3 protein-coding genes are annotated in these 3388 nt (G+C 63.9%); all 3 read right to left on the reverse strand.

The features are described from left to right. The coding region (locus KDH09_16925; protein MCB0221383.1) for a glycoside hydrolase at positions 1 to 488 on the reverse strand (488 nt) is incomplete at its 3' end. Beyond that, on the reverse strand, positions 488 to 1726 hold the full coding sequence (gene glgC / locus KDH09_16930) for a glucose-1-phosphate adenylyltransferase (GenBank protein ID MCB0221384.1): 1239 nt from the start codon (positions 1724 to 1726) through the stop codon (positions 488 to 490). The genes KDH09_16925 and glgC, both read right to left, overlap by 1 nt. After that, on the reverse strand, positions 1723 to 3388 hold a 1666-nt coding region (locus KDH09_16935; protein ID MCB0221385.1), incomplete at its 5' end, for a DUF1957 domain-containing protein. The genes KDH09_16935 and glgC, both read right to left, overlap by 4 nt.

Below are 3388 nucleotides of genomic sequence, written 5' to 3' on the forward strand. Positions count from 1 at the left end.
AAATCCTCGCAGGCCATGAACCCGAACCAGCACAGATCGAACACCGCCTGCAGGTCGCGGTAGTCCTGCGTGTCGAATGCCTGCCAGGCGTCGGTCTCGCCGCGGGCATGGAGCGCGTCTTTTCGCCGCTCGAACAGACGGGCGAAGGCCGGCAGCGGCCGGATCATGTGGTGTTCCTGTGCGGTAAAGAAGTTCTGGAAGACAAAGCGCTTTTGCTCATCGCTCAGGGCTTCGGCGGGGATCGCGCCGGTTTCCCAGAACAGGTCGCTGGCGCCCGATTCGTAAGCGCGGATCTGCTCGATGAGCGAGGGCACCAGGTTGATGGTCACGTGCGCCTTGGGAAATTCCTCGAGCACGCGGACCATGTCGTAGTAGGAGCGGATCGAATGCATGCGCACCCAGGGCATGGTGCACACGTGTTCGTTTCCCACCCGGTAGAGGGGCTGGTGCATGTGCCAGAGAAATGCGAGCTGAATGGGTTGGCTCATCAGAATTTGATGTCCTGGGGCACGACGCGCACGCCGCCCTCGCTGATGGTGATGCCGCGGGCGAGGTCTTCCTGCTCGTCGTATCCGATGGAGACGCCCGGCGGGATCTGAACGAGCTTGTCGACGATGACGCGCTTGAGGCGCGCCTTGCGGCCGACCTCGACGCCATCGAAGAGAATCGACTCGCTCACTGTCGAGAACGAATTGATGCGCACCTTCGGGCTGAGCACGCAGCGATCGATGTGACCGCCGGAAATGATGCAGCCCGGGCTCACCAGGGAGTCCGTGGCGATTCCCATTCGGTTGGACTTCGAGTCTGCAAAGACGAACTTGGCCGGCGGGTGCTCTTCGTGCGCGGTCAGGATCGGCCACTCGTAGTTGTAGGCATTGAAGCTCGGCGTCACGCTGATGAGATCCATGCTCGCGGCCCAGTAGGCGTCGATCGTTCCCACATCGCGCCAGTAACCGGCGTCGGCATCGGTCGCGCCGGGCACGCGGTTGTTGGCGAAGTTGTAGGCGTGAATGTTGAGTTCCTTGTACCAGCGCGGAAGCAGGTTGCCGCCGATGTCATGCTTGCTGCCCGCTTCAATGTGATCTTCGGTGAGAATTTTGCGCAGCACTTCCCACTTGAAGACGTAATTGCCCATGGAGACGAGCGAGGTCGTCGGATCGCCGGGGAAGGGCGGCGGGTCCTTGGGCTTTTCCAGGAAACGCGTGATGCGCATGTTTTCGTCAACGTCAATGCAACCGAACTGGTGGGAGATTTCGATGGGCTGGGGCACGACGCTCACGGTGATGTCGGCGTTCGACTTCTCATGCTCATCGAGCATCTGGCGCACGTCCATTCGGTAGATGTGGTCCGCGCCGAAGACCGCCACGCGAGTGGGGCGGTCGCGCTCGATCCGTTCGAGATTCTGGAAGAGCGCGTCGGCGCTGCCTTGGTACCAACCGCGGTCCTCGCCCGTGCCGGCGGGAATGATCTCGCAGAACTGGCCGAGCTGTCCCGAGAAACTGTAGCCGCGCGAGATGTGGCGGATGAGCGAGTAGGGCTGATACTGGGTGAGCACCAGCATTCTGAGCAGTCGCGAGTGAATCAGGTTGCTCAGCACAAAATCGATCAGCCGGTACTGGCCGCCAAACGGTACTGCCGGCTTGGCGCGTCGCCGGGTCAGCGGTTGAAGGCGGGATCCTTCGCCGCCTGCCAGCACGACACAGAGGGTTCGATGGGGCTTGCTCATGTTGCGCTCCATGATGTGGGATCTACCTCCGGAAAAATGTTGTTGTCATTCTCAAGTGAGCGAAGGAACTGCTCGTCCACGCTACCCGATTCAATCTGCGCGGCCAGCCGCGCAAAGCCGTCGAGGTGCTCGTGGATGCGCCGGGTGGCGTACCCCACGGTGGTCTGGTTCTTGAGGATGAAGGGCCAGTCCGAGGACTGGGCGAGCAGCAACTCGCGCCCGGCCTGCCGCAGTGCCCGGCCGATCAGGCCGTTTTCGCCGCCATGGTTCTCTACGAGCTGCGCCATCTTTCGCCCGGCCCAGTGAAGGGGCGGGTACTCCCAGTCGTTGGTGCTGTTGAGCCAGACCTCGTTGTAGCCGCCGGCGCCCCAGCTCGAACTTGACGGCTGGGCGAGCTGGTTCTCCGGGCAGGCGTCGAGATACTGGCTCGCCCCGACCGGCAGCACACCGGCCATGGGGAGCTTGCGCAGCACGTTCTCGATCCACTCGGGCCCCTCGAACCACCAGTGCCCGAAGAGCTCTGCATCGAACATGGCGACGATGAGCGGCTTGCGGTCCATGTGCGATTCGAGCGCGCGCGCCTGGGTCCAGCGCTTGTGGACGAAGTCACCCGCATGGCGCGCGACCGTGCGCAGGGCGGCGGCGCGGTCGTAGGGGTTCTTGTGATCGGTCTTGCCTGTGATCGCGTGATACTTGAAGCCCGTCATGCTCCGGATGCCCGAGGGGTCGAGAAAGGGCGCCACGTAGACATGATCGAGATCAAAGCCGATGTCGCGGTAGAAGTCGCGGTAGCTGGGGTCGCCGGGGTATCCCTGCTCGGCGCTCCAGACTTCCTGGGAGCTGCGCGGATCGCGCGCAAAGGCGGCCACTCCGGCGGGCATGTAGAGCGGGGCCTGCACGCCGTGGCGAAGCGGCGCCGAGGCGTGCTCGAAGGAATGGGTCTCCATGAAGATGTATTCGATGCCTTCCTCGGCGAGGATCTCGTCGAGCCCCTCGAAGTAGGCGCACTCGCCAAGCCACATGCCGCGAGGTGCTCGCCCGATGAGCCGCGTGTGCTCGGCAACGCCCACGCGAATCTGTGCGCGCACCGATTCGGGGCTGTCCTTTAGCAGGGGCAGAAACCCGTGAGTGGCCGTGCAGGTGATGATCTCGATGCGGCCCTGTTCCTGGAGGCGCGCGAAGTGACCCACCAGGTCGCGGCCGTAGGCCTCCTCGAACAGGTAGCGCTGGCGCTCGAGCCGGTCGCGGTAGAACCCGGCGACGGGGCCGAAGTCTGGATCGGTGCGGGTGCGGTCGACCTCGAGGACGGCCAGCTCGCACATCTTGCGCAGGTGCTCGTCGAACTTTGCCATGAGCACCTCGTCGCGCAGCATGCTTGCCAGCGGCGGGGTGAGCGACATGGTGATGCGCCCGGGGACGGCTTCTTCTTCGAGGTGGTCAAGAATGTCGAGCAGCGGCAGATAGGTGCCGAGGATTGCCTCGAAGAGCCAGGCCTCTTCCATGGCCGTGCGACTCGGGTGGCGAACAAAGGGCAGGTGGGCGTGCAGGACGAGTGCCAGATAGGCGTCGGCCGGCGGATTGGGAATGTCGAGCCGCGCATCGGGCGCAATGGGCTTTCCGCTGGGGTTCCACTGGCCGGGGCTCACGGGCAGCAGGTGGCTC

The sequence above is a fragment of the Chrysiogenia bacterium genome (assembly GCA_020434085.1).
In the GTDB taxonomy this organism is placed as follows: Bacteria; JAGRBM01; JAGRBM01; order JAGRBM01; family JAGRBM01; genus JAGRBM01.